The organism is Streptomyces sp. P9-2B-2, from assembly GCF_030406865.1.
Taxonomy (GTDB): domain Bacteria; phylum Actinomycetota; class Actinomycetes; order Streptomycetales; family Streptomycetaceae; genus Streptomyces; species Streptomyces platensis.
In genome coordinates, this window is record NZ_CP129126.1 from 348,586 (window position 1) to 374,694 (window position 26,109).

Annotated in this window: 22 protein-coding genes and 2 pseudogenes; 8 read left to right on the forward strand and 16 right to left on the reverse strand. The window is 70.1% G+C overall.

Annotated features, from left to right (window positions below; translation table 11 throughout):
* Positions 1 to 20: 20 nt before the first annotated feature.
* The 6 genes and pseudogenes from QT196_RS39320 to QT196_RS01675 all read right to left on the reverse strand — a co-directional run.
* Positions 21 to 137: pseudogene (locus QT196_RS39320) on the reverse strand (CBS domain-containing protein); the annotation flags it as partial.
* Between the two features lie 144 nt (positions 138 to 281).
* Positions 282 to 1,652 (reverse strand): nickel-dependent hydrogenase large subunit, encoded by a 1,371-nt coding sequence (locus tag QT196_RS01655; RefSeq protein ID WP_290354161.1) that lies wholly within the window; start codon positions 1,650 to 1,652, stop codon positions 282 to 284.
* Positions 1,649 to 2,428, reverse strand: a complete 780-nt coding sequence (locus QT196_RS01660) for an oxidoreductase (protein WP_290356596.1) — start codon at positions 2,426 to 2,428, stop codon at positions 1,649 to 1,651. Before QT196_RS01660 ends, QT196_RS01655 begins: the two co-directional genes overlap by 4 nt.
* Before the next feature lie 10 nt (positions 2,429 to 2,438).
* A complete protein-coding gene (locus QT196_RS01665; protein ID WP_290354162.1) occupies positions 2,439 to 3,263 on the reverse strand; it encodes an FAD/NAD(P)-binding protein in 825 nt (274 codons plus the stop codon).
* A complete protein-coding gene (locus QT196_RS01670) occupies positions 3,260 to 3,742 on the reverse strand; it encodes a cyclic nucleotide-binding domain-containing protein (RefSeq protein WP_168476890.1) in 483 nt (160 codons plus the stop codon). Before QT196_RS01670 ends, QT196_RS01665 begins: the two co-directional genes overlap by 4 nt.
* Complete coding sequence (locus QT196_RS01675; protein ID WP_290354163.1) at positions 3,739 to 4,893, reverse strand: 4Fe-4S dicluster domain-containing protein; 1,155 nt, start codon at positions 4,891 to 4,893, stop codon at positions 3,739 to 3,741. Before QT196_RS01675 ends, QT196_RS01670 begins: the two co-directional genes overlap by 4 nt.
* A 180-nt stretch (positions 4,894 to 5,073) precedes the next feature.
* On the opposite strand from QT196_RS01675, the gene QT196_RS01680 reads away from it, so the two are divergent.
* Positions 5,074 to 5,580 (forward strand): hydrogenase maturation protease, encoded by a 507-nt coding sequence (locus tag QT196_RS01680; RefSeq protein ID WP_290354164.1) that lies wholly within the window; start codon positions 5,074 to 5,076, stop codon positions 5,578 to 5,580.
* Between the two features lie 225 nt (positions 5,581 to 5,805).
* Here the strand turns inward: QT196_RS01680 and QT196_RS01685 are convergent, their stop codons facing one another.
* On the reverse strand, positions 5,806 to 6,702 hold the full coding sequence (locus QT196_RS01685; RefSeq protein WP_168476896.1) for a universal stress protein: 897 nt from the start codon (positions 6,700 to 6,702) through the stop codon (positions 5,806 to 5,808).
* Between the two features lie 444 nt (positions 6,703 to 7,146).
* On the opposite strand from QT196_RS01685, the gene QT196_RS01690 reads away from it, so the two are divergent.
* On the forward strand, positions 7,147 to 8,796 hold the full coding sequence (locus tag QT196_RS01690; RefSeq protein WP_282189792.1) for a GAF domain-containing protein: 1,650 nt from the start codon (positions 7,147 to 7,149) through the stop codon (positions 8,794 to 8,796).
* Positions 8,797 to 8,817: 21 nt separating this feature from the next.
* Here the strand turns inward: QT196_RS01690 and QT196_RS01695 are convergent, their stop codons facing one another.
* Positions 8,818 to 9,519: a response regulator transcription factor gene (locus QT196_RS01695; protein WP_168476900.1), complete on the reverse strand. Its 702-nt coding sequence runs from the start codon at positions 9,517 to 9,519 to the stop codon at positions 8,818 to 8,820.
* 198 nt (positions 9,520 to 9,717) lie between these two features.
* Here QT196_RS01695 and QT196_RS01700 point away from each other — a divergent pair, with 198 nt between their 5' ends.
* On the forward strand, positions 9,718 to 10,293 hold the full coding sequence (locus tag QT196_RS01700; RefSeq protein ID WP_290354165.1) for a hypothetical protein: 576 nt from the start codon (positions 9,718 to 9,720) through the stop codon (positions 10,291 to 10,293).
* Between the two features lie 109 nt (positions 10,294 to 10,402).
* Here the strand turns inward: QT196_RS01700 and QT196_RS01705 are convergent, their stop codons facing one another.
* The 3 genes from QT196_RS01705 to QT196_RS01715 form a co-directional block, all read right to left on the reverse strand.
* A complete protein-coding gene (locus QT196_RS01705) occupies positions 10,403 to 10,993 on the reverse strand; it encodes a CBS domain-containing protein (RefSeq protein WP_266735456.1) in 591 nt (196 codons plus the stop codon).
* 58 nt (positions 10,994 to 11,051) lie between these two features.
* Complete coding sequence (locus QT196_RS01710; RefSeq protein ID WP_290354166.1) at positions 11,052 to 13,751, reverse strand: bifunctional GNAT family N-acetyltransferase/acetate--CoA ligase family protein; 2,700 nt, start codon at positions 13,749 to 13,751, stop codon at positions 11,052 to 11,054.
* 132 nt (positions 13,752 to 13,883) lie between these two features.
* The gene (locus QT196_RS01715) at positions 13,884 to 14,570 is read right to left on the reverse strand and encodes a CBS domain-containing protein (RefSeq protein WP_168476906.1); all 687 of its coding nucleotides are present in this window, start codon (positions 14,568 to 14,570) and stop codon (positions 13,884 to 13,886) included.
* A 282-nt stretch (positions 14,571 to 14,852) separates the two neighbouring features.
* On the opposite strand from QT196_RS01715, the gene QT196_RS01720 reads away from it, so the two are divergent.
* Positions 14,853 to 15,746, forward strand: a complete 894-nt coding sequence (locus QT196_RS01720) for a universal stress protein (protein ID WP_211117266.1) — start codon at positions 14,853 to 14,855, stop codon at positions 15,744 to 15,746.
* 46 nt (positions 15,747 to 15,792) lie between these two features.
* On the forward strand, positions 15,793 to 18,426 hold the full coding sequence (gene ppdK / locus QT196_RS01725) for a pyruvate, phosphate dikinase (RefSeq protein ID WP_290354167.1): 2,634 nt from the start codon (positions 15,793 to 15,795) through the stop codon (positions 18,424 to 18,426).
* Positions 18,427 to 18,442: 16 nt separating this feature from the next.
* Here the strand turns inward: ppdK and QT196_RS01730 are convergent.
* The 4 genes and pseudogenes from QT196_RS01730 to QT196_RS01745 all read right to left on the reverse strand — a co-directional run.
* A pseudogene (locus tag QT196_RS01730) lies at positions 18,443 to 18,559 on the reverse strand (universal stress protein); the annotation flags it as partial.
* 74 nt (positions 18,560 to 18,633) lie between these two features.
* Complete coding sequence (locus tag QT196_RS01735) at positions 18,634 to 19,320, reverse strand: CBS domain-containing protein (protein WP_168476912.1); 687 nt, start codon at positions 19,318 to 19,320, stop codon at positions 18,634 to 18,636.
* A gap of 205 nt (positions 19,321 to 19,525) precedes the next feature.
* Positions 19,526 to 20,968 carry a HAMP domain-containing sensor histidine kinase gene (locus QT196_RS01740; protein ID WP_290356597.1) on the reverse strand — a complete coding sequence of 481 codons (1,443 nt, stop codon included), beginning with the start codon at positions 20,966 to 20,968 and terminating at the stop codon, positions 19,526 to 19,528.
* A gap of 26 nt (positions 20,969 to 20,994) precedes the next feature.
* The gene (locus tag QT196_RS01745; RefSeq protein WP_290354168.1) at positions 20,995 to 21,729 is read right to left on the reverse strand and encodes a response regulator transcription factor; all 735 of its coding nucleotides are present in this window, start codon (positions 21,727 to 21,729) and stop codon (positions 20,995 to 20,997) included.
* A gap of 169 nt (positions 21,730 to 21,898) precedes the next feature.
* Between QT196_RS01745 and QT196_RS01750 the strand changes: the two genes are divergently transcribed.
* Genes QT196_RS01750 through QT196_RS01760 form a run of 3 tightly spaced genes read left to right on the forward strand, consistent with a single transcriptional unit; the run spans position 21,899 to position 24,499 of the window.
* Positions 21,899 to 23,248 (forward strand): ferric reductase-like transmembrane domain-containing protein, encoded by a 1,350-nt coding sequence (locus QT196_RS01750; RefSeq protein ID WP_168476916.1) that lies wholly within the window; start codon positions 21,899 to 21,901, stop codon positions 23,246 to 23,248.
* A gap of 11 nt (positions 23,249 to 23,259) precedes the next feature.
* Positions 23,260 to 23,700: an FMN-binding protein gene (locus QT196_RS01755; protein WP_266735446.1), complete on the forward strand. Its 441-nt coding sequence runs from the start codon at positions 23,260 to 23,262 to the stop codon at positions 23,698 to 23,700.
* Positions 23,693 to 24,499: an FAD:protein FMN transferase gene (locus QT196_RS01760; RefSeq protein WP_290354169.1), complete on the forward strand. Its 807-nt coding sequence runs from the start codon at positions 23,693 to 23,695 to the stop codon at positions 24,497 to 24,499. The genes QT196_RS01755 and QT196_RS01760 overlap by 8 nt, the downstream gene beginning before the upstream one ends.
* A gap of 362 nt (positions 24,500 to 24,861) precedes the next feature.
* Here QT196_RS01760 and QT196_RS01765 read toward each other — a convergent pair whose 3' ends face one another.
* Positions 24,862 to 26,064: an HAD-IC family P-type ATPase gene (locus tag QT196_RS01765; protein WP_290354170.1), complete on the reverse strand. Its 1,203-nt coding sequence runs from the start codon at positions 26,062 to 26,064 to the stop codon at positions 24,862 to 24,864.
* Positions 26,065 to 26,109 lie beyond the last annotated feature (45 nt).

Below are 26,109 nucleotides of genomic sequence, written 5' to 3' on the forward strand. Positions count from 1 at the left end.
CTTCCGTCCCTGGGTGGCGGTGGCACGGCGGTGATCTCGTACTCCTCGAGGAGGTGCGCAATCTCCCTGAACGGGGTGCCCGGCTGGACCACGACGGCGTTGGGTGTCATCAGATCGGCAACGCTGCGACGCCTCATCTCGGGCCGGTCCTTCCGGGACACGTCTGTCTGAGGTTCATGGGCTCCCGGGCAGGGAGCCCTGTGCTGCCGAGCCTGCCGGTCACCGAAGCTCCTGGGTAGGGCCGGGTGGGGCCCCACCGGGCCTGGTGGGCCCCAACGCCCTCAGGTGCGCGCGACGGTGAGATCGAGGAAGTGTGCGGAGCAGGAGATGCACGGATCGTGGTTGCGGATCACCCGTTCGCACAGGGCGGTCAGCTCGGTGTCGGTGGGGTGGGCGCCGGCGCCGAGACGTTGTTGCACCGAGCGGTGCAGGTCCTGCTCGATCGCGGCCTGGTTCTGGGCGGTGGGCGGGACCAGGGAGGCCTCGGTGACGGTGCCGTCGGGGTCGAGGGTGTAGCGGTGGTAGAGGAGGCCGCGGGGTGCCTCTGTCGCGCCGTGGCCGGTGCCCGCCCGTGCGGGTACGTCGACGTACGGGCGCGCTGGGGGGTCGTAGTCATCGATCAGGCGCAGTGCCTCGCCGACCGCGTACAGCACCTCGATGGCGCGGACGATGATGCTGCGGAAAGGGTTGCGGCACACCATTCCCTCGCGCGGGTCTCCGAGTCCGGCCTCCCGTGCGGTCCGGAGCACGTCAGGTGGCAGCCAGCGGCCGCTGATGGCATACCGGGCGAGTGTGCCGGTGAGATGACGGTGCCCGTCGAGCGTGGAGTGCAGGGCGGTGGAGTGCGGCACCTGGGTCTCGATGACGTGGTCGGGGAAGGTATGCAGCGGGAAGGTACGGGTCGGGAGCGCACGGTCGCTGCCCGCGGGCAGTCCTGCGGCGCCCGGAGCGGCCATCGCGGTGGGGGTCCCGGAGGCGATGGCGTAGACGCCCGGTTCGGCGAGCGCGAGCAGTTCGGTGTCGATCCCGGCATCGGGGAAGTCGAAGCCGGCGACCCAGCGTACGGTCGCCTCGGCGTCGTCCCGGGCACGCTTGAGCCGTTCCCCCAGGGGTCGCAGTTCCGATCTGGTCGGTGCGCGGTGGAAGCCGCCGATGCGGACGTTGATGGGGTGGATGGCGCGGCCGCCGAGCAGTTCCATGATGGTGTTGCCGGTCTGCTTGAGCCGGAGGCCTTGCTCGACATGCGTGCGGTGGGTACGAGCGAGGCCGATGACGCTGTCGGCTCCGAGGAAGTCCGGGGCATGCAGCATGTAGATGTGCAGGGTCTGGCTCTCGATCCATTCGCCGCAGTAGAGCAGCCGGCGCAGCGCGGCCAGTTGCCCGTCCACGACGATTCCGCAGGCGTCCTCGATCGCGCGGCAGGCGCTCATCTGGTAGGCGACCGGGCAGATGCCGCACACCCGGGAGGTGATGTCGGGCGGTTCGGTGTAGGAGCGTCCGCGCAGGAACGCCTCGAAGAATCGCGGGGGTTCATAGATCTTCAGCCGCGCCTCGGCCACCTCGCCGTCCTGGAGACGCAGATGCAACGCTCCCTCACCCTCGACCCGGGCAAGGGATGCCACCCGCAGCACCTTCTCTTCACGGTCGGTCACCCGGGCAGTTCCTTCCGCACGGCCGCCTCGAATTCCGGGGCGGCGGTGTTGAACGTGCGCAGCACCCGCACCACGTCCAGGGTGTCCATGCCGTCGCGGCGCAGCAGCGGGATGAAGGAGGGGAAGTTGGTCGAGTTCGACGGGCCGAAGCAGCCGTAGCAGCCCCGCCCGTACGCGGGGCACAGCGCGCCGCACCCGGCGTGCGTGACCGGGCCCAGGCAGGGGGTACCGTGCGCGACGGTCACACAGACGGTGCCACGCCTCTTGCACTCGAAGCACACGCTGTGCGCGGGAACATCGGGCGTACGGCCGGCCAGGTAGGCGGTGATGACCTCGATGAGCTGACCGCGGTCGATGGGGCAGCCGCGTAGTTCGAAGTCGACGGGAACATGGGCGCTGATGGGAGTGGAGGTGGCGAGGGTGTCGATGAAGTCCGGCCGGGCGTAGACCGCGGCCAGGAACTCCGCCACGTCTGCGTAATTGCGCAGCGCCTGGACGCCGCCCGCGGTGGCACAGGCTCCGATGGTGACCAGGCGGCGTGAGGCAGCGCGGATCTGCTGGATCCGCTCGGCGTCCTGTGCGGTCGTGACCGATCCTTCGACCAGCGACAGGTCGAACGGCCCCGGGCCGGGCGTGCTGGACGCCTCCAGGAAGTGGGTGATCTCCACCCGCTCAGCGATCCCCAGGAGTTCGTCCTCGCAGTCGAGCAGGGTGAGCTGGCAGCCGTCGCAGGAGGCGAACTTCCACACGGCCAGCTGCGGGCGCCGCCCTGACATGGCTGACACGTCACAACTCCCTTACGGAAAGCAGTGGTTCGGCTTGGGTCCAGGGAACGACCGGGCCGTCGCGACACAGCAGCAGCGGGCCGAGCTGGCAGTGGCCGCAGTGTCCGGTGCCGCAGTGCATGGTGCGCTCCAGGGAGACCCTGATCCGTTCCGGGGCGAGCCGGCGATGGGTGAGGTCGCGGGCGGTGGCCCGGATCATCACCTCGGGGCCGCAGAGGAACGCCGCCGCATTATCCGGGTCGAATGCGGCCCGGTCGAGGAGGGCGGTCACCACTCCCACGTCCCCGTGCCATCTGTCGTCGGGGCGGTCGACGGCGATCTGGACGCGGGCACCGGCCGCCCGCCAGCCGTCGATGTCCTGGGCGCAGAGCAGGTCGCCGGGGGTGCGGGCGCCGATAAGAACGTTCAGCCGCCCATAGCGCCGGGGCACGGCAAGCACATCGTCGACCAGCGGCCGCAGGGGCGCCAGGCCGAGGCCGCCGGCCACGACCAGCAGGTCCCGCCCGGCAGCCGCGGACAGATCCCAGCCGGTGCCGAACGGGCCGCGTACGCCAACCGTCGCGCCGGGCCGCAGGCCGTGCAAAGCGCCGGAGACCGCCCCGACCGCGCGGACGGTGTGTGTCAGCCGGCTCCCTTCGATGCGGCTCAGCGACAGCGGGATGTCGCCCACGCCGAAGGCGTACACCATCGCGAACTGCCCAGGGACGAAAGGCGGCAGTGCCGATGCCATGGGTTCGAGGACGATCTCGGCGGTGTCGGAGGTCTCGTCCGTGCATCCCCTCACTCGGTAGAGGAACGGGGCCAGGGCAGGGCGGGCGGCCGTCATGGCGCTTCACCACCGGCCGCGGCAGCCGTGCGACCAGGTGGGCCATACAGATCCAGCAAGCGGGTCCGGGCAGCCCGCAGCCGCCGCCCGATCGCCACAGCAGCCACGCACCGGGTCACTGCCAGACCGAAGGCGGGGTCCTCGTCGATCGCGGCGCGGACCCGGGGCGCGTCGAACTCGTACGCCTCCGCGTCGCGCCTGGTCTGTGCTCCCAGGTGCCATCGGTAGGGCTCGAACAGCCAGGACCAGCCCAGCAGTTCCCCCTCACCCAGGGTCTCGACAACTGTGGTGCCTCGGCCCGGCTCGTGCACGTCGAGGGCGACCAGCCCGGAGCGGATGATCCAGAAGCGGTCGGCCGCACCGCCCTCCTCGAAGATGCGGACGCCGGCGAGGAGGGAGACTTCACTGGCGAAACCGAGCAGCCGGTCCCGGTGTTCGGACGACAGAGCGCTGAGAAATCCGTGGCCCTCCGCCGTCATGAGGGCGCCTCGTCCTGCACCGCTCCTGCCGCGCGCTCATCGTTCAGGGCGTGGGCCTCCTCGGTGATGTCGATGCCGACCGGGCACCATACGATGCACCGTCCGCAGCCGACACAGCCCGAGCTGCCGAACTGGTCGTACCAGGTACCGAGTTTGTGGGTGGCCCACTGCCGGTAACGGCTGTGGCCGGAGGCACGGACCGGGCCACCGGGCAGATGGGAGAACTCCAGGTCGAAGCAGGACTCCCAGCGCCGCCACCGCTCGGTGTGGTCCCCGGTCAGGTCGGTGACGTCCTCGGCGGTGGTGCAGAAGCAGGTAGGGCACGCCATGGTGCAGTTGCCGCAGGTCAGGCAGCGCGAGGCGACATCGTTCCAGCGCTCGGCGTGCAGGGTGTCGCGCATCAGAATCTGCAGGTCCACGGGCGGCATGCTGCGGCCCATCCGGTCGGCCGCCTCGGCGACCCGTTCCCGGGCAGCGGTCTCGGTCGCCCCGTCGGGGGGCGTGCGTGGGAGCTCGGCCAGTACGGACGCGCCCTCCTCGCTGCCGGCCCGTGCCCAGAAGCGGTGGCCACCGGCGTCGACAACCTCGGTGAGCGCCAGGTCGTAGCCGGGTTCCGCGGCGGGTCCGGCGCCCATGGACGTGCAGAAGCAGGTCGCTCCCGGCTCCGTGCACTCCACCGCAACCAGGAAGGCCCGTTCGCGACGGGCCCGGTACCGGCTGTCCGTGTGTGGCCCGCCGGACAGCACCCGGTCCTGTACCGCGATGGCCCGCAGATCGCACGGGCGCACCCCGAGGAACGCGTACGACGACGGCGGGGTGTCGTCCTCGGTCACCGTCATCGCGCCGTCGGCCCCACGGTCGGCGGTCCACTGCCGCTCCCGCTGCGGGTGCAGGTACGTCTTCCAGGACTGCGGGCCCGCGCTGTGCGCGAATGCTGCGCCGTCGTCGCGCGGGCGCAACCGGTAGTGTCCGGCCTCCAGCTCGACGCCCCAGCCGTAGGGCAGTTCGTCGCCGCCGGCGATCTCGGCCAGCACGATCGCACCGTCGCGCACGGTGGGGCCGATGACCGTACGGCCCCCCGCGGCAAGCACGCGGATCAGCGCGTCCAGCCCGTCAGTGCCGATCACCGCGGTGCTGCGGTCCCCTGGCATCGCTCACCTTCCGTCGCGGATCATGCCGACGCGGCCAGTATCTGCTGACATATCCCCCAGGTGTGACTGCCGGACCTTGATGTGGCCCAGACGGCTCTGCCCGTGCCCCGGATGGGTCTGCCCGGGCGACACACGGCCGCAGGAGGAGCCGCTCGCCGGGGTGCGGGGAAGGCATCGGTCATGGACACCCCCGCCGCCATGCGGATCGCCGTCATCGGTGTCGGCAACGACTACCGGCACGACGATGGCGTGGGCTGGGCGGTCGTGGCCGGCCTGACGCAACGGGGGAAGCATCGTCCACTCCCCCGCGGGGTCAGGCTCTTCTGTACCGATGGCGATCCGGCGCGCCTGATCAGCGCGTGGGAGGACGTCCACCTGGCCGTCGTCGTAGACGCCGCATACGCCCACCAGGACCGGCGGCCCGGACGCGTGCATCGCCTCCGGCCCGATGGCGGTCTTCCGGATATGTCCCGCGGTGAGACCAGCTCACACGGCTTCGCGCTGAGCGACACCGTCTGCCTCGCCCGCACGCTGGACCGACTGCCGGGAGAGTTGCTGCTCTACGCCGTCGAAGTGGCCGACACCAGCCTCGGCACCGGGCTGTCGCCGCAGGTCGCAGCTGCGGTCGGACCGCTCATCCAGCGGATCGAGCAGGACATCGTGCGCCGTGTACCCGCTGATCGGTGACGCCGGATTTTCAGGCATTGGGCACCTCGGCATACCCGACCCATGGGCGCACCACCGGCCACGCCGTTGATGAAGACAGCTTCGAGGACTTGGAGGGCGTACGGGCCTCGTCACTCGGAAGCAGCAACCGGGAAACAGCCCAGCGCTCAGACCGGCTGAGCGGACGACGGGCGACTGATGAGGCCGGCCGCGCGCACAGGTCTGCTCGCTGCCTCAGGCATGCTCTCAGTCGTGCGGGACCACGGCCACAGGGCACGTCACGTGGTGGATCGCGGCGTGCGCGACGGGACCGACGCGGGGTGCGAGGAACGGGTGATGCCGCCTCCGGCCGACTGCCAGAAGCTCCGCCCCGGGGACTGTCTGCACCATGGCCCGGGTCGGGCTCTCCGGCAGCACGGTCAGCTGTAGCGGCACGCCAGGGAAGCGGTCCCGCCAAGGATGTACGACTTCCCGCAGCTCATCCTCCGCCTCCTTGGTGATTTCCTCGGCGGCTTCGGGATCGATCCCCCAGGGCGCATACGCCTGCACGGGGAGCGAGCGTCCATGCACGGCCTGCAACGGAAGCCCGCGGCTCGCCGCGGCCTCGAAGGCGAAGGCGAGCAGGGGATCGCAGGGGCCGTTGAGGCTCACACCGACGACGATCCGCGGCTCGGGAGCCTGTGAGGCGTTGTCCGCGGATTCAGGCCATGGTGACTTCATCGACCAGCCCCCACGGACCAGAACGACCGGCCGCTCCGCCTGGCCGACGACGTCCACGCTGACATCACCGAGTGCATAGCTCTCCCACGCCGTGAGAGCCCGTGACCCGAGCACGACCATCCGCGACTCGTCCGCCGCGCGCAGCAGCGCCGGCAAGGCCTCGGATCCCACCAGGTCCTCGATGATCTGCAGGTGGGGATGGCGTGCACGGACCTCTTCCACGGCCTGACGCACGATCTTCCGCGCACCGGCGTTCTGGTCGCGGTCGGGGGGTGTGTCCGGCGCCTCGGCAGCCAGCAGGATCCAGGCATGGAGGAGTCGCAGCACTGCGTTCCCTCGGTCCGCCTCGTCAGCTGCCCACTGTGCGGCCGCCAGGCTCTCCAGTGAGCCGTCGAGCCCGACAGTGATCAATTCCGGCTCCATGGCTGTCCTTCTTCCGGAGTGGAGAGCGGGAAACAGGTCTCAGTCACCCGTCCCACGCGTCGAGCCTGCTGGACGCCCCTCCTTCGTTCAATGAGCCGATGGGCGCTGTCAGAGGGCCGAATGGCCCACTGTTCGCCTGCCCCTCGAAGCTCTCGCCGCTCTCGCCGCACGCACGATCGGGGCCCGTTTCCACCTCCTCGGCCAGCGCCACGAGTTCGTTGATCTTTTCTGTCTCCGCAACCCCTGCTCTTCGTTCTCTTCTCCGCCCGCACCGGCTTCGGTCGGCGAGGCTCACCTCTCTTCGACGTGCTCGTCCGTCCGCGGTCACTACCGTGGAAGTGTGACCGCGCCCCGGGCAGTCCTCGCGGAGGAAGTGTCGTGGCTGACGAGAGACCTGGCGGAACCGGAGCAGCGCGCCTGCCCCTGAGCGCCCTGCCTGACGAGCTGCAAGAGCACCTCCAGACGGTGAAACGGAGCCCCGGCGGGTCGCCCCATCTGCTGCTCGAAGCGGTGATGTCCGTGGGCAGGGGGCTGGAGCTGCCGCAGGTACTGCGTCGCATCGTCGAAGCTGCGGTCGTGCTCGTGGACGCCGAATACGGGGCGCTCGGCGTGATCGGGGATGACACCCGGCTCTCCCAGTTCCTGACTGCCGGGATCTCCGAGGAGGAGGCCAAGGCCATCGGTCCGCTTCCGGCCGGCCACGGAATTCTGGGTGAACTGATCCGCCACCTGGCGCCTCTGCGTCTGACCGAACTGAGCGCGCACCCTTCGTCGTACGGGCTGCCGCCGCACCATCCGCCGATGCACTCGTTTCTCGGGGTGCCGATCCGGGTCGGCGACGAGGTCTTCGGCAATCTCTATCTCACCGAGAAGCGCGGCGGCAGGGAATTCGACACGGAGGACGAGACCGTGCTGTCGACACTGGCAGTGGCGGCCGGTGTCGCCATCGAGAACGCCCGTCTGTACGAGGAAGCCCGCTACCGGCAGAGGTGGCTGGAGGCCTCCGGCGAGATCGTCGCCGGGCTGCTGCCCGGGGCGGGCGAGACCGACGTCCTGGAAATGATCGTCGACCACGCTGTGCGCATTCTCTCCGCCGATCTCGGTGTGCTGGCGTTGCCCATCGACGGCGACAACGTGAGTGTCGCGTTCGCTGTCGGTGTGGATGCCGATTCCCACCGCGGCCTGGTCCTTCCCCACCACGGATCCTTCGTCGGCGCAGCCCTCGTCGCCCGAAGCCCCCTGATCAGTCTCGACGTCGAGCACGATCCCAGGATCACCACCGGTCCGCCCCGGTGGATGGGGCTGGGTCCCGCGGTGGCCGTTCCGATGATGACCGACGATCGAGTGCGCGGTGTCCTGTTGCTGGCCCGGCTCCGCGGCCGCGACCCGTTCACCGAGCCGCAGACCGCGCCGCTGTTGACGTTCGCAGGTCAGGGAGCGCTCGCTATGGAGATGGCCGACCGGCGCCAGGACGCCGAGCAGTTGGCTCTGCTCAAGGACCATGAGCGAATCGCGCGTGACCTGCATGATCTGGCCATCCAACGGCTCTTCGCCACCGGCATGACTCTGCAAAGCGCGCTGCGTTTCGTCGATCACCCGGAGGCAAGCCAGCGGCTGTTGCGGGCGGTGGACGATCTGGACGAGACCATCAAGATCATCAGGTCCGCCATCTTCGGGCTCCGAGCCCCCGACTCCGTCCGGGCCTCGCACGGCCTGCGGGTCCGCACGGTCACGGCGGTGGAACGGGCGGCCCGCGCTCTGGGCTTCACGCCGTCACTCCTCATGGAGGGACTCATCGACACGGACGTGCCGCGGGAGATCGCCGAGCACGTGCTGGCCGCGCTCGACGAAGCGCTGTGCAATACCGCGCGGCATGCTCACGCCAGTTCCGCGGACGTGTCCCTGGTCGTCCGCGACCAGCGGCTGACGCTCACGGTCGGGGACAACGGCGTCGGCATCCCGGAGGGCGGTCGACGCAGCGGCCTGAACAACCTCGCCAAGCGGGCGGAAAGTCTGGGCGGCGAGTTGGCGATCGAGGCGCCGATGGCAGGCGGGGCGCGCGTGGTGTGGCGCGTACCGCTGCCCCTGACATAACGCGCATCCGGGCCCCACGCCTCAGTCGTGGTACCTGCCGGCTGCCGCACCCGGGGCTGCCTGGCTGGCGAGGACGGCGGCCTGGATGCGCCGCTCCACACCAAGTTTGGCCAGTAGGCGGGAGATGTGGTTCTTGACGGTCTTCTCGGAAAGATAGAGCCGCTTGCCGATCTGCCGGTTCGTCAGCCCTTCGCCGATCAAGCCGAGGATCTCCCTCTCCCGTGGCGAGAGGCTCGACAGCGCATCGGCCTGGGGCTCCTCGTCGGAGTCGTCGCCGCGCAGCGTACTCATCAGCCGCGACGTCGTCGCCGGGTCGAGCATCGAACGACCGGAGGCAATCGTGCGCACCGCCGCGACAAGATCTGCCCCCTTGATCTCCTTCAGCGCGTAGCCCGCCGCACCGGCCATGATGGCGTCGAGCAGCGCATCGTCGTCGTCGAACGAGGTGAGCATCAGACAGCCCAGACCTGGCATGCGCGAGCGCAGCTCCCGGCAGACGGAGACCCCGTCGCCGTCCGGCAGCCGTACGTCGAGCACCGCCACGTCCGGCCGGAGCGCCGGTCCGCGGGCGAGCGCATGGCTCGCCGTACCGGCGTCGCCCACCACCTCGATGTCCGGCTCCGCATCGAGCAGATCCTGCACACCGCGACGGACGACCTCGTGATCGTCGAGCAGGAACACGCGGATCGGGCGCTGCGGTGAGAATGCCTCTGCGTCGGTCATGGTGCCCTCCGGCCCGGGGTACGACGTCGGCCCCCGCCTCCCCCCATCGTGAGCCGTCCCTGATGTGCTCGCCAGAGCCGAACGGTCCCGCGCCCGCCGCGTCGGCGGCCCCCAGCCGCCTCCTGGTGGGGCCATTCGGCCCCTCACCCCCACCCGTCAGGCGTGCCAAGGTCGAAGGACCGGCGAAAGGGGTGCGTCATGCCTCTGACGAAGATCCGCTGGCGATGGCTGCGGAACCCGCTGAAGCGCGGCACGGACGTGGCGGAATCCTGGATGCTCCTGGCCACTGTGGTCCTGATCGCAGGGATGGCCCCTGCCGCCGGTGTAGCGGCCGCGAGCGCGGTGGACGCCGCGTCCCAGCGGCAGAGCCGCGCGTGGACGCGCGTGTCCGCCGTGCTCACAGAAGATTCCCCCGCTCGCATCGGTATTGATTCCACGGGCGGCGGCAGTGGCCGGGTCCACGCGACGGTGCGATGGAAGGCCACGGACGGCACGGTCCGCACCGGAGAAACGGCTGTCGCGCCGGGTCGGCGGGCCGGCGATCACACCACTGCCTGGCTCGACCGAAGCGGATCTCTGCTGCGGGATCCCACCACCCCTGTGGACTCCCTCGCCCAGAGCGTCGCGGTCGGCGCGGTTGCCGCGTCCACCACCGGTCTGCTGCTCCTCGGTGCGGACAAGGTCGGGGTCGTCCTGCTGAACCGCCGACGTTATGCCCAGTGGGAGAAGGAGTGGGAAGACACGGACGCCCAGTGGCGGCACCAGCAGCCCTGAATCGCGGCGCATGCGCATCGTCGCCGGAGGGCTGGGCCGCCTCTTCCGCACCGAGCACCGCCACGGCGAAGGCACGGAGGCCGTCCGGATCAGAACGGCATGGCCGCGGTTACGCAGGCTGTCGGTACGGGGCCTCATGCTGAGAGGTGAGTCGATTGACCACTCCTGTGACGCCGTCGACCTGCTGCGTCATCCATACCGCGATGGCTACCGCGCCACTGGTCTCCAGGCATCCGCTGAGGGTCACCACACCGTCGGTCACGGAGACGTCCACGCTCTCCGGGCCCAGCCACAGCGCCCGCACCACGATGTCGTCGGTCACCTCGTCGCCGATGTCCGCGTCCGGACGGGCGAAGATCTGCAGCACATCGCGCCGGGTGACCATGCCGACGAGCCGGGCCTCCTCATCCACCACAGGCAGCCGCTCCATGCCGCTTGTACTCATGAGGCGGGCCACACGGACCACGGAGTCGTCGGCACGGACCGTACGAGCCGGCGTGGACATCACAGCGCCGGCGGTGAGCACGTCGCCTACGGATGCCGCTCGCTGAGTGCGCTTCAGGTCCGTCGCAGAGACGACTCCCAGCACTCTGTCCTCGGCATCCACCACGGGCAGACCGTTGATGTCGTACTCCGCCAGCCACCGCGCTATGTCAGCAACCGGCGTCCCGCTGAGCGCACTGATGACATCGTCGGTCATCACGCTCCCGACCCGTCGACGCTTCATCTCGGCCTCGCTCTCAGCTCGTGTCCGTGCCTCAGGGAAGCCTGCGCAGATAGGGATCAGGGGCGCGGCGTGGCAGCAGGCGGACCCGGGCGTCAACGACGGTGATGCCGTCGGGCCTGGCGATGATCGGGTTGCATTCGGCCTCGGCAACCTCGGGAAGGTCGTCGGCCATCCGGGAAAGGCGTGCCAGCAGGGCCTCCAGACCGTCGACATCGACCGGGCTGCTGCCCCGGTAGCCGAACAGCAGCGGTGCACAGCGCGGGGCGATGAGGAGTTCGTGGAAGTCGGTGTCGGTGAGCGGGGCGAGGCGCGCCGCGTGGTCGGCGAGCAGCTCGCTGGTGGTGCCGCCGAGGCCGAAGAGGACCAGGGCGCCGAAGACTTCGTCCTGGACGACGCCCGCCAGCAGTTCCGTGCCAGGGGCAGCCATCGGCTGGACGAGGACTTCGGACATGGCCACCCCGAGACGGGCCGTCAGGTCACGGTAGGCGGCCCGTACCTGCTGCTCGCCGTGCAGGTCGAGGAGAACGGCACCCCGCTCGCTCTTGTGGACGAGCTCGGGCCCCTGGGCCTTGAGCACCACACCGCCGCTGGGACCCGCAAGCCGTACGGCGGCATCGACGGCTTCCTGCTCAGTGGCGGCGCATGCCTGGCGCAGCCGGGTAATACCGTAGCGGGCGAAGAGTTGGTCGGTCGCTCGCGCATCCAGCCAGCCGCCCGTCGGCTCCCTTGCGAGAAATGCTTCCACCAGAGCGCGTGCCCCCGAAGAGTCGATGCCCGCCGACTCCACCACACTGCCCTGCGGCCTGGCCAGCCAGCGTGCGCGTTCGGCGGCATGGTGAAGGGCTCGCGCCGCCGATTGCGGTTCGCCGTAGGAAGGCACAGTCCGTCCGTCTTCGGTCGGGAGCAGCCGGACATGTTCCGCCTGATCGAGCACCACGGCGACGACAGGCGCCCCCGTGCGGGCATCCGGCGGCCGGGTCGTCAGCGCGGTGACCAGATCGGTGCCCACCGCCGTGGCCGGTGCGGTCGGCACCAGGGCGACCAGGACGCCGTCGACCGCTCCGGATTGCGCCAGCCGATCGACGCAGCCGCTCAATGTCTCCACGCTCACCGCCGGCGTGGTGTCGACGGGGTTTCCGGCGCCGGCGCCTCCCGGAAGCATGGCGAGCAGCTCTCCCACGAGATCCGCCGGCAGCTCGGGGACGGTCAGTCCCGCGTCCACGCACGCGTCCGCGGCGAGCACTCCGGCCCCGCCGGCGTTGGAGACCACGGCTACCCGTGTTCCTGCGGGCAACGGCTGGGAGTGCAGCAGGGCCGCGGTGTCCAGCAGCTCGCCGAGGGTGCGGGTGGCGATGATGCCGGCCTGGGAGAACAGAGCCCCACGGGTCATCGTCGGGGTCGCCGCGGCCGCGGTGTGGGAGGCGGCCGCGCGGCGGCCCGCTGCGGAGCGCCCGGCGTCGACCGTCAGCAGCGGCATACCGCGCGCGACGCGCCGGGCCGTGCGGGAGAAGGCACGGGGATTGCCGAACGATTCCAGGTGCAGCAGCGCCAGATCGGTTCGGCCGTCACACTCCCACCACTGCAGGAGGTCGTTGCTGCTGACATCGCGTTTGTCGCCGAGCGAGACGAAGCTGGAAATGCCGATGCCCAGGCGGAAGAGTCCGTCGAGGAGCGCGATGCCGACACCTCCGGACTGCACGGCGACCCCGGCGGTGCCCGGCAGGGGCTTGGTGACGGCGAAGGTCGCGTCCATGCGGACCGGCTCTTCGGTATTGACGATGCCCAGGCAGTTGGGGCCGACCATCCGCATGTCCCAGCGGCGGCAGGCCGCGGTCAGCTCCGCACTCTGCCGCTCGTCGAGACCGGACGTCACGACCACCAGCGCTCTGACACCGGCCCTGCCGCACTGGACCGCGGCCTCGGGTACACCGGAGGCCGGTATGGCGACGACGGCGAGGTCCGGCAGGTGGGGAAGATCGGCAATGGACGGGTACGCCGGGACGCGCAACACGGCGTGCGCATGCGGGTTGACGGCGTAGAGCAACCCGGCGAAGTGTGCCTCGCGCAGGTGGTGGAGGATGGCCCGCCCGACCGAACCGGGCCGGGTGCCCGCTCCGATCACCGCGATGGAGCCGGGGCGCAGCAGCGGCCGCAGACTCGCGGTGTCGGCGGTACGGCCCCGGATGTCCAGTGCCGAGAGGTAACGCTCATCCGGTGCGAGCCGGATGATGCCGCGCACCGTGGAGCCGTCGAACTGCCGGGTGACCCGAAGGCCGAGGTCTGCGAAGACCTTGTGAATGAGGTGGTTGTCGGCGAGCACATCGGCGGTGAAGGCCGCGATCCCGTTCTCGCGGGCGGTGTGGACGAGGTGTTCCAGCAACAGGGTGCCGACGCCTCGGTGGTGGAAGTCATCGGCGACCGCCAGGGCGATCTCGGCGGAGGTGGGATCGTCGACCGTCTCGTACTCGGCGACGCCGACCAGCCGGTCACCGTGCACCGCGACCAGTGTGCGGTGTCCGGGATCGGATGGCGCGCAGAGCCTGTCCGCGGCCTGCTCGCCGGAGCGGCGGCTCACCGCGAAGAACCTGCTGCGCAGATTGTCGGCCGACATCTCCTCGTAGAGCCGGAGCACCTGTCCGCGGTCCTGCGGGCACGCCGGGCGCAACCGGACCGTGCTTCCGTCGGCCAACAGTGCGCATACCTCTTGCCTACGAGATGCAGTGCGTGTCATCGGGATGCCCTCCTGCCGGGCCCTGACTTCTCACGATGGGGCTGTGGTGCCCCTGGCGCACGAGGGCCGTCCGGAGCTTCCGAAGCGACCGACAGGCCCTGCCCCGTGCCTGCCCGTCGCCCCCAGGGCCGCTCAGAGTTGCGGCCCCACCACCGGCGGCCCCGTCCGGGCAGGAGTGGCACTCGTGACATCGAACGCCACGTCCACGACGCCCTCGACCGCCCGCACCAGGCGGGCCGCAACGGGGAGGAGCGAGGTGTCGCGGACGGTGCCATGGAAGGTGACCACCCCGTCGGTGACGGTGACCTCCAGGTCCTCCGAGGAGTCGCCGAACAGCCGGCCGACGATCTCCGTACGTACTTCCTCTGCCAGGTCCTCGTCGGAGCGCAGAAAGACCTTCAGCAGGTCGGAGCGGCTGACGATGCCCTGCAGCAGTCCTGCGTTGTCGACCACGGGAAGCCGTTTCACAGACTTGAAGGCCATCGTCCGCGCCGCCTGGGCAATGGTGTCACCGGCGTGCACCGTCAGGGCTGGCGAGCTCATCAGCTCTCCCGCCGTCAGTGCACCGGCCTTGCGCACATCGTCCAGCCGTCGCAGCTGCTGCATATGGTCCGGCTCCGACTCCCGGAATTCTTCCTTCGGCAGCAGATCGGCTTCGGAGACGACGCCGATCACCCGCCCCTCCCCCACAAGCACGGGCAGAGCGCTGACCTTCCACTGCTCCATGGTCTCGATGATCTCTTTGAACGGCGCTTCCTGTCCGACCGCGACCACGGTCTGGGTCATCACATCGCTGACGGTGTGCGGAGTGTGCTCCATGACGCCTCCTCGGGACGGGACGGGCCGTCGCACGGCCGATGCGACACTTCCAGCCTGCTGTCGCCCGTCCGCGCCGGGCAGGGGCCGTACGGCCCCAACCAGCGCCGTTCGGCCGGGCCAGGACATGCCACGTACTCGTCCCTTCGCGTCCGCGCGCCGTTGCACATGGCGCTCTGTTGGGCCGGTCGGCCCGTGAAGAGGCCCTGCGGCCCCTCCCCTGAACTGTCCACGCCGAGCAGCGTGTGAAACGAACGACGCCTTCGCTCTCACTGGAGGTACGCCATGACGCGCCCTGTGACTGTCGGTGTGGACGGATCGCCTGCGGGCCTCGCCGCCGCGGACTGGGGTGCCCGGGAAGCACAGCTGAGGGGCGTGCCGCTACGGCTCGTTCATGCCTGGGAGTGGCAGCCCTTTGCACATGCACCGCCTGCCGGGCCGGAGGCCGCCCGCCGCTGGTCCGAGGGGGTACCGCGTGAGGTCACCACCCAGCTGCACCACCGCTACCCGGACCTCGACATCACGGCAGACCTCCTCACCGGCCCGCCTCCGGAAATGCTGTGCGCGGCGGCCCGAGAAGCCGAGCTCCTGGTGATCGGCACCGTCGGCGTCGGCGGGCTCGCCGGATTCCTGCTCGGCTCCGTCGCGCTGGCCACGGTCGCGCACGTCGAGCATCCCGTCGTACTGGTCCGTGGCCCGCGGCCGGACGAGGGCGAGCATCCCGGACAGAGGCCGGCAGTCATGTCTGGCCGACGGGTTGTCGTCGGCCTGGACCTCGGCCGCCCCTGCGACGAAGTGATCCGCTTCTCCTTCGACGCAGCGGTGCTGCGAGCCTCCCCCTTGTTGGTGGTGCACGGCTGGAACCCCCCGGGTTACTACGGCGTACAGAGCATCAGCCCGTATACGAGCTGGGCAGCCGATATCGAGGCCGAGGAGGCGAAAGCCCTTTACGAGGCGCTCCTGCCGTGGCGCGAGAGGTATCCGGCGGTGGATGTGGTGGAGCAAGCCGTGATCGGGCAGCCCGCACACCACCTGCTGGACGCCGCTGCCGACGCCGGCCTCGTCGTCATCGGCCGTCGCACCCCCTATTCGAAGGCGGCACCGTTCCGCATCGGACACATCGCCCACGCCGTCCTGCACCACTGCCCGGCCCCGGTCGCCGTCGTCCCCCACGACTGATCGCACCCGCATTCCACCACCGACCGCCCGAAGAAGGTTCACGCTCATGATCCGCTATGTGTACGACTTCACCGACGGTGGACAGGCCATGGCCAATCTGCTGGGCGGCAAGGGCGCTCACCTCGCGGAGATGACCCGGATGGGCCTGCCTGTTCCCCCCGGGTTCACCATCACCACCCAGGCGTGCCGCTCCTTCCTCACCACCGGCAGCGAACCGGAACAGCTCACCACCGAGCTGTGTGAGCACCTCGCTGCCCTGGAAGAGGCCATGGGCCGCCGTCTCGGAGACCCGAACGACCCGCTGCTGCTCTCCGTCCGGTCCGGAGCCCAGCACTCCATGCCGGGCATGATGGAGACGATCCTCGATGTCGGGCTCAACGACACGACCGTGCGCGGCCTGGCCGAAGTATCGGGCAACGCCGACTTCGCCTGGGACTCCTACCGTCGGCTGCTTCAGATGTACGGCGCCACCGTGCTGGGAGTGGCCCCTCGCCTCTTCACCTCGGAACTGGCCCGCCACCCGGAGGCGAGCGAACTTCCTCTCGTCGTCGAGAAGTTCAAGGAGATCATCCGGGCGGCGGACGAGGAGTTCCCACAGGACCCGGCGACGCAGTTGCGCCGTGCCGTGCGTGCCGTCTTCCGGTCCTGGAACGGCGAACGCGCCAAGGTCTACCGGCGCCGCGAGCACATCGCCGAGGACCTGGGCACCGCAGTGACCGTCCAGGCCATGGTGTACGGCAACCTCGGCCCGGACTCCGGAACCGGTGTCGCCTTCACCCACGATCCCGCGACCGGCCACGAGGGCGTCTACGGCGACTACCTGCCCAAAGCCCAGGGTGAGGATGTCGTCTCAGGTGTCCGCAACGCCATACCGCTCCAGGAGTTGGAGCGCATCGACCCGGCGTCGTTCCATCAGCTGCAGGGCTGTCTGCTGACCCTCACGAAGCACTACCGGGACCTGTGCGACACCGAATTCACCATCGAACGCGGAAAGCTGTGGATGCTCCAGACCCGGATCGGCAAACGCACCGCGGAGGCTGCCTTCCGCATCGCCGCCCACTTCATCGACGAGGACGTGATCACGCCGGACGAGGTGCTGGGCAGGGTGACCGGCGAGCAGCTGGGGCAGCTGATGTTCCCCCGGTTCGACGTCACCGAGGCCGAACCGCCGCTCGCGGTCGGCATCCCCGCCTCGCCCGGCGCAGCGGTCGGTGCCGCGGTCTTCGACTCGGCCGAGGCAGTACGCCGGGCAGGCCTCGGAGAGAACGTCGTCCTCGTCCGGCGGGAGACCAGCCCGGACGACCTGCCCGGCATGATCGCGGCACGCGCGGTGCTCACCGGCCGCGGCGGCAAAACGAGCCACGCGGCCGTGGTGGCACGCGGCATGGGGCGGGTCTGCGTCTGCGGCACCGAGACGCTGACCATCGATGTGCCGGACCGCGCCTTCACCAGCGCCGACGGCACCCGGGTGAGCGAAGGCACGGTGATCTCCGTCGACGGCACCACAGGCGCCGTACACCTGGGGGCGCTGCCGCTGGTGGAGTCCGACGTGATGCGCTACTTCGAGTACGGCGAGGAGACCGCCGCTCTCAGCGCCGCGGTCGCGCATGCACTGGAGCGTGCCGACCACAGGCGTCGCATGGACGTCCGCGCGAACGCCGATACACCAGAAGACGCGGCCCGCGCCCGGCGCTTCGGGGCGAGCGGCATCGGCCTGTGCCGCACCGAGCACATGTTCCTCGGCGAGCGCCGACACCTCATCGAGGAAATGATCCTGGCGTCAACCGAAGCAGACCGCCAACAGGCCCTGGACGACCTGCTCCCCCTGCAACGCGAAGACTTCACCGGCATCCTCGCCGCCATGGACGGACTGCCGGTGACCATCCGCCTGCTCGACCCACCACTGCACGAATTCCTCCCGGACCGCACCGAGTTGACTGAACGCATCACAACGCGGCGAGCGACCGGGAAGACACCCGACCCGCACGACGTACGCCTGCTCGACGCCGTCACCCGCCTCGACGAACACAACCCCATGCTGGGGCTGCGCGGCGTCCGGCTCGGGCTGGTGACACCCGGTCTGTACTCCATGCAGGCGCGGGCCATCGGCGAGGCCGTGGCCCGACGCCGGCGCGACGGCGGCGAGCCACGCGCCGAGATCATGATCCCGCTGGTCGCCACCGCGAGGGAACTCTCCCGCGCACGCGACGACGTCACCGCAGCACTCACCGAAGTCTCCACAGCCACCGGCATCGACGTGCACTGCCCGATCGGCACGATGATCGAGCTTCCCCGGGCCGCCCTGACCGCCGGCGCCCTCGCCCGGCACGCCGACTTCTTCTCCCTCGGCACCAACGACCTCACCCAGACCACCTGGGGCCTCTCCCGGGACGACGCCGAGGCGTCCTTCCTCCCCGCCTACCTCGCGGAGGGAATCTGCGACACCTCCCCCTTCGAAACCCTCGACCTCGACGGAGTCGGCCGCCTGGTCACCCTCGCACTCGAAGAGGGCCGCGCCGCCCGCCCCGGCCTGCCCGTCGGCGTATGCGGCGAACACGGCGGCGACCCAGATTCCATCCGCTTCTTCGACTCGGCTGGGGTGGACTACGTCTCCTGCTCGCCCTACCGCGTGCCCATCGCCCGATTGGAGGCGGGACGAGCCCGCTACCTGCAACGCTGAGGCGCCAGGCTCACCGGGAGGCGTAGACGACCCGCAGGGGGAGGCCGTGAAGCGCTGCTTCGTCCGCCGCCCACTCCAGCGCCCGAAAAGCAGAATCCGATCCGTCGGTCCCCACGACCAAGGGATGCTCCATCGCCGCCACCCGCCTCGTACTCGTCGGCATCGGCTTCATGGTGGAGGCCGCTCCATTGGATCCGGGCCACGCGGTCAGATACGCCGGTCCACACTCGGCGGCGCCGTCCGTGCGGGATCCGGGCCGGTCACGTCGAACTCCACATCAACCACCCCCTCGACCGCCCGCACCAGCCGTGCCGCCACCGGCATGAGGGAGGTGTCCCGGACTCGCCCGCTGAGCGTGACCACCCCGTCCACGACCGTGACCTGCAGATCCTTGGCAGGCGCCGCAAACAATTCACCCAGAATGTTCCGGCGGACATCCTCCGCGAGGTCCTCATCCGAGCGCAGGAACACCTTCAGCAGATCGGCACGGCTGACGATCCCCTGGAGTAGACCGTGCCCGTCCACCACCGGCAGCCGTTTGACGGACTCGCGTGCCATGGTCCGCGCGGCCTGGGAGAGCGTGGCCTCGGCTCGCACGGTCAAAGCAGGGCTGGTCATCAGCTCTCCCGCCGTCACCGCTTCCGCTCTGCGCACGTCGTCGACCCGCCGCAGCTGCTCCAGACGACCGGGATCCGCCTCCCTGAACCCTTCCTTCGGCAGCAGATCCGCCTCGGACACCACTCCGACCACACGGCCCTCCCCCGCCAGCACCGGCAGCGCGCTGACCTTCCACCGCTCCATGGTCTCGACGATCTCCTTGAACCGCTCCTCCCGGTCGACCGCAGCTACCGTCTTGGTCATCACGTCACGGACGATGTGCGGGGTGTTCAGCATGATGCCTCCTGGATACCCGGACCGGCGCCACACGGCCGTTGTGACACCTTCAGCCTGGAATGCCCCGGGCCCCGCCGGACAGGGGCCAGCCGGTCCCTTCCGCAGCCGGTCGGCCGAGGAGTCCGGCGCGTCCCCATGGGAGTGCTCAAGGGATGACCACCCGCTTCGAGGCCGCTCGGCCGACAGTCCTGCTGCTCACCCGTGGTCAGCCGGCGTCGCTCGGGTCCGGGGGGAATGTCACCTCGAACGTCGTGCCCCCGGGACGGCTCGTCACGGTGACCGTGCCACCGTGCGCGATGACCACCGCCTGGACGATCGCAAGACCCAAGCCGGTGCTGCCAGCGGTACGCGAACGGCTGTGATCGGCCCGCACGAAGCGGCCGAAAACCTCGGGCCGGAGTTCTTCGGGGATACCGGGGCCGTCGTCCGAAACCGTCAGCCGAGTGCCCTGTTCGCCACTCACCAGCTGTACCGTCACCTCGGTGCCGGCCGGGGTGTGGGTACGGGCGTTGGCGAGAAGGTTGCCGATGACCTGGTGGAGCCGGTGTTCGTCCCCGGCCACGGTCACCGCCGTCTGAGGAAGGTCGAGCAACCACCGGTGGTCGGGCCCGGCCGCCCGTGCGTCATCGGTGGCATCGAGTACGAGTCGGGTCAGATCCACCGGCTTCCGCTCCAGAGCACGGCCCGCGTCGATGCGGGCGAGCAGCAGCAGGTCGTCCACCAGACGGCTCATCCGCTCCGACTCGGACTGGATACGGTCCAGGGCACGCCGTACCTCGCCGGGCACGGGCCCCTTGTGGCGTAGGGCGAGTTCTGCGTGACCGCGGACATTGGCCACCGGGGTCCGCAGCTCGTGGCTGGCGTCGGCGGCGAAGTGGCGCAGTCGCTCCTCGCTCGCCTGACGGCGTTCCAGGGCGTTTCCGACATGGCCGAGCAAGCGGTTGAGGGCGGTGCCCACCTGGCCGACCTCGGTGCGAGGGTCGGCCACCGGCACGGGCGCCGGCATGGCCACCTCACCACTGGCCAGCGGCAGCTCCGCCACGCTCGCGGCCGTGGCGGTCACGCGCCGCAGCGGTCGCAGCGACAGCCGCACCCAGAGCGCCCCCAGCACGCCGGTGACCACGAGTGCCCCGCCGAAGACCGCCGTCTCCACCGCTTCCAGCCGGTGCACGGTTTCCTCGACGGGGTGCAGCGGCAGGCCGGTGATCAGCACATCGCCGTCGTCCCCCACTACGGCGTTGACGCGGTACCGGCCCAGCGCGGACAGGCGGATGCCGTGCCCGGTGCCGTCGGTGGGCAGGCCCGCCAGAGCCCGGCGGTCGGTGACGGTGAGCGGCACCGTGGCATCCGTCTGCCGCCGGACGACGGCTGCCTGCGTCGGTGTGCCGCGCAGCAGCCGTGCGCCGAAGGTGCCCTCCGACTGGCCGCGGGTATCGGGCCGGTTGTCGGCGTCCGGCCGCGCCTCGTGTTCCAGACTCACCGCGAACCGGCCGGCGGACGCGGCGAGCTGCTGGTCCAGGCGGCGCACCAGAAAGCCGTCGAGCGCGACGACCGTGGTCACCCCCACGGCCACGCACGCGAGCGCCAGGAGCGCGACGAGCCCCGCGGTGAGCTGGCTGCGCAGCGTGCGCGGGAGCAGCCGTTTCACAAAGGCCCGGGCATTGGGGGCGCAGGTCATGACAACTCCGGCTTGAGGACGTATCCGACGCCGCGGACCGTATGGATCATCGGGGCTCGGCCTGCGTCGATCTTCTTGCGCAGATAGCTGATGTAGAGCTCGACCACATGTGACCGGCCGCCGAAGTCATAGGACCAGACGCGGTCGAGGATCTGTGCCTTGGACAGCACCCGCCGCGGATTGCGCATCAGAAATCTCAGCAGTTCGAACTCCGTACGAGACAAGTCGATCAGTTCGCCCGCGCGGATAACCTCCCTGGCCTCCTCGTCCATCACCAGATCCCCGACGACCAGGCGATCACCGTCCGTCTCCCGTGTCATGCCGGCCCGGCGCAGCAGGCCACGCAGTCGGGCGAGCACCTCTTCCAAACTGAACGGTTTGGTCACGTAGTCGTCGCCGCCCGCAGTGATCCCGGCGATACGGTCCTCGACGGCGTCTCGGGCGGTCAGGAAGAGGACAGGGACCGTTTCCAGCTCCTGGCGCAGGAGGTGCAGCACTCGCAGGCCGTCCATGTCGGGCAGCATCCAGTCCAGGACGACGGCGTGGGGGCGGAAGGTCCGCGCCACGGCGAGCGCCGTGCCTCCGTCGGCCGCGGTGCGGACTTGCCACCCCTCGCCGGACAGAACGCCGGACAGCACCTCGGTGAGGTCCGCCTCGTCGTCGATCACGAGGACACGCATCGGCGAGCCGTCGTCGCTTCGCAGATGGGCAGTGGGGCGGTGAGTGTTCATGGTCTGTCCAGCATCCCCCGTCCTCCGGGGCGCGAAGGTTAAGAGCTTGCTCTGAGTTTCCTATGAACCCTGCTCTGGGCTCCCCGCGCGGTGCGGAGTCGTCGCGATGCTCAGAGGTTCTTCAGAGGTTGCATTGCGACGCTGGCGCCCACCTCGGAAAGGGAGCCACATGAGCACCATCTCGCACATCCGCCGCGGTGCATCCTGCAGCCTGCCACCGTCCCTCACACCGCTGCTGGCCCAGGGAGTCATCTGGGCGGGCGCCGCCGGCGTCCTCGGCCTGTGGTGGACCGGCACCACATCGGTGGTGGGCCCCGCGGACTGGCTGACCGGTGCCGGCCGGATCACCGGCCTGCTCGCCGGATATGCCTGCGCGGTGCTGGTCGCGCTGATGGCCCGGGTTCCCCTGCTGGATCACCGCCTGGGAACGGACTGCCTGGCTCGCTGGCACGCGATGGGCGGCCGGTACACCATTTCCCTTGTCCTCGCCCACACCCTGCTGATCATCTGGGGGTACTCGCTGGCCTCACACCACAACGTGGTGAGCGAGACGAGCGATCTCGTCCTCAACTATCCCGACATGCTCAAAGCGACGGCGGCCTTTCTGCTTCTGATCGCCACCGGGATCGTCTCGGCGCGGGCGGCGCGCCGCAGAATGAGCTACGAAACGTGGCACTACCTCCACTTCGCCACCTATCTGGCCGTCTTCCTCGCCTTCGGCCACCAGCTTTCCAACGGTGCCGACTTCGTTGGCCACCGTCCTGCCCAACTGGCCTGGTACACCCTCTACTGCGCCGTGGCGGCGCTCATCGCCTGGTACCGCTTCCTGCTTCCCGTGCGGCGGGCGCTGCGCCACCGGCTCCGCGTCGCCGACGTCCGCCAGGAGGCACCAGGCGTGGTCTCGGTCCATCTCACCGGTCACCACCTGGCCGAACTGGGCGCGCAGCCAGGCCAGTTCTTCCGCTGGCGCTTTCTGGCACCAGGACTGTGGTGGACCGCCAGCCCCTACTCCCTCTCTGCGCCGCCGCTCCCCCACCGCCTGCGCATCACGGTGAAGGCGGCCGGCGGGCACAGTGCGGCACTCGCGCGACTGCGGCCGGGAACGCGGGTGTGGGCCGAAGGCCCGTACGGTGCGCTCACCGCGGCCCGCCTCAGAGCCCCCAAGGTGCTTCTCATCGCAGGCGGCGTCGGCATCACACCACTGCGTGCCCTCTTCGAAACCCTCCCCGGCGAGGTCACACTGCTCTACCGGGCACGGCGGCCCGAGAATCTCGCGCTGCGCGCCGAGCTCGACGCCATCGCCGCCGCCCGCGGCGCGGTCGTGCACTACGTCGTCAGCGAACCGGCCGCGTACTCCATGCCCTTCACGGCCCGCGCGCTGAATCGCCTCATACCGGGCCTGGCCGCCTACGAGGTCTATCTCTGCGGCCCGCCCGGCATGACCGAAGCCGCCATGCGTGCCCTACGAGGAGCGGGCGTGCCGCGCCGTCACATCCACCACGAGTCATTCGAGTTCTGAGGAGTCACCCTGTGCGCCGAGCCGTCCTCACCGCCGCGTCCACCAGTGCCCTGGTCATCCTGCTGCTCACCCTCAAGCCGCACCACAGTGCCGGCCTGACCGGCGAAGCCGCGCCACCGGACACCACATCGGCTCCGGCACCGACCGGCACCCCGCACCGGGGCAATCACCCCGCCAACGGCACGTACACCGGCGCACCTATCAGCACCCGCTACGGCACCGTGCAGGTCGCGGCCACCCTCAAGGCAGGCAAGCTGACTGCCGTAAAGGTGCTGCGCGCACCGTCCGAGAACGGCCGCGACCGGGAAATCGCCGCCTACGCCCTGCCACGTCTGACGCACGAGGCACTGAGCGTCCACAGCGCCCGCATCGACGCAGTATCCGGCGCCAGCTACACCAGCGCGGGCTACATCCGGTCCCTCCAGAGCGCACTGGACCAGGCCGGTGTCTGACATCGAACGAGGACTGCGGCACGTCGAGCATGCGATGGGCACCGTGTTCTCCTTCGACATCCGGGACACACCGACAACCGCCATCGCCGATGCCCTCGGTCAGGCCGTGGGCTGGCTGCACCACGTCGACGAGGTGTTCTCCACCTACCGCCACGACAGCATCATCAGCCGACTCTCACGAGGCGAGATCGGACGCGACGACTGCTCGTCGGAGGTAAGCGAGGTCCTTGACCTCTGCGAGCGCGTCGGACGCGCCACCGACGGCTGGTTCAGTCACACACCGGACGGCACCCTCGACCCGTCAGGGCTGGTCAAAGGCTGGGCCATCGAGCGCGCGGCTCGGATTCTCCACGCTGCGGGGGCACGCAACACCTGCGTGAACGGCGGCGGCGACCTCCAGCTGAACGGCGAAGCGGCACCCGGATCCCCTTGGCGCATCGGCATCGCCCACCCCTCACACCCCGGTGAACTGTGCGCAGTGGTCACCGGCCGCGACCTCGCCATCGCCACATCCGGAACCGCAGAACGCGGTCCCCACATCCTCGACCCGCACACCGGCGCCCCCGCCGACGGCCCTGCCTCCGTCACCGTGGTCGGCCGCAGCCTGACACTCACCGATGCCTATGCCACCGCCGCCTTCGCCATGGGCCCGGCCGCACGCACCTGGCTCGAGTCGCTCGGCGACTACGAAGGCTTCGCCGTGCAGCCGGACGGCCGGACCTGGCAGACACAGGGCGCCACCGCAACAGTCAACCTCTGTCGTATCATCCCGGTTGATGACCCGCTCGGCCGACGGTGAGCGGATTCCGCGGAACTCAGCGTCCACGTCCCGGCGCGGCCCGGGAACCGCCGAAGGCCGCTTCAACTGCCTGCCCTCGCCGGCCAGGAAGTATCACTCGGATGGCGCGCCAGCATAGGGCGACTGTCCAAACGCCCGACGGGCCACGGACATGCATGCAGGTCATAGTCAAGCAAACGATCGCGGACAGGATCCGCGGGCACGCGCCACGGCACATCCCCGTGCACCCAGCATGACTCCGGGGGCCTGCCTCTCCCTGACGACGTCAGCAAGTCAGGCGGGCGCGGTTCCGCGTCGCTGCGTCGACCTGCTCCATCAGGTGGCGGCCGGGGCCGGTACCCAGCAGGAACTCCGTCGCGTCCTCAGTTCCGCGTCCCCCAGCCCCGTACGTGTGCTCCTGGTTGACGGTGGTGCCAGCGGATCCGGCCGCGGTGAGGACTCCGCGGATACGGTCTGGGGCGACCAGACCGCGCCGCCGAACCCGTGATGCGCCAACGGCGCAGGCGGGAGGCGTTGGTGACCACCGACAGGGAACTCGCCGCCATGGCCACGGCGGCGATCATCGGGCTGAGGCGGATGCCCCACAGCGGGTAGAGGGCCCCGGCAGCGAGCGGGACGCCGACGGCGTTGTAGACCAGGGCGAAGAACAGGTTCTGGCGGATGTTGCGCATGGTGGCGCGGGACAGTCGGATTGCGGTGACGACGCCGGTGAGGGAGCCGGAGATGAGCGTGATGTCGGCGGCCTCGATGGCCACGTCGGTTCCGGTACCGATGGCCAGGCCGACGTCGGCGGCGGCCAGGGCGGGCGCGTCGTTGATGCCGTCGCCGACCATGCCCACGGTGCGGCCCTCACGCTGCAGGCGGCGGATCTCATCCGCCTTGTGCTCGGGCAGCACCTCCGCCAGTACGCGGTCCACGCCGACCTGGGCGGCGATGGCGTCGGCGGTGCGGGCGTTGTCGCCGGTGATGATGACCACCTCCAGCCCGAGGCGCTGGAGGGCGACGATGGCGGCGACGGAGTCGTCCTTACCGACCACCACCCTGCGGGTCAGGTCCGTGATCTCCGCGCGCCGCTCGGCGGCCTCGGCCGCCTCCGCCTCGGCGGCCCCGCCCTCACCTCCCGGCGACCCACCCGTGGTGACGGCGGCCGGCCCGACGGCGACAGCGATATCCGGGGCCTCCGGGGCGCCGGCCCGTTCGACGAGCAGCGTGCCGTGGATCATGTTCATCCCGCAGGCGAAGCCGAAGGACCCGGCGCGATCAGGGCTGACGCGTACGGTCGTACGCGCGTATGCGGGCAGCCCCGCGCTGACCCGCAGGTCCGGGAAGACCACCCGGGAGGTGCACTCCCCGCTCTCCTGCCGGTCGAAGACCAGCTCCACGGGCACCCCCTGGCGGACCCGGATGACGTCGGGGCTGTAACCGCCCCGCACCGTCACCTCGATCCGCTGTACCCCGCCCTCCATCCGCGCGGTTCGAGCCCGGCGCGGACCGAAGAAGAACCATCCCAGCCCAGTGATCACCACAGCGGCGGCGATCACCACGCTGATACCGGCGATACCCATGGCAGACCGTCCTCCCAGTGCATCGGCTCCCTTCCAGCCTCTCTC